This window comes from Burkholderia sp. PU8-34, from assembly GCF_053427725.1.
The window spans coordinates 1-319 of record NZ_JBSAXC010000089.1; the positions used below are offsets into that span (position 1 = coordinate 1).

A 319-nucleotide genomic window follows, 5' to 3' on the forward strand; every position below is an offset into this window, starting at 1 on the left:
CGCTGACGGCGACCGACCTTAAAAACGAGGCGGGCACGATCACGCAGACCGGAACCAATCCGACCACGATCGCCGTTTCCGGCACGCTCGACAATAGTTTGGGAACCGTACAAACGAACAGCGCTGATCTGAACCTCACGCCGGCCGCGCTGATCAACGACCGTGGAAAAATTGCACACGCTGGCAACGGGACGCTGACTATCGGGACCGGCGCGCTTTCGAACCAGGGCGGTTCGATCGCGACCAATGGCGCACTTGCTCTGACCGCCGCATCCTTGTCGAATCAAGCCGGCACATTGTCCGCGCAGCGGCAGGCAAC

The 319-nt window shown here is 61.4% G+C and carries 1 protein-coding gene; it reads left to right on the top strand.

From position 1 onward, the window contains the following. The coding region (locus tag ACV22Z_RS35850) for a hypothetical protein (RefSeq protein ID WP_448080958.1) at positions 1 to 319 on the top strand (319 nt) is incomplete at both ends.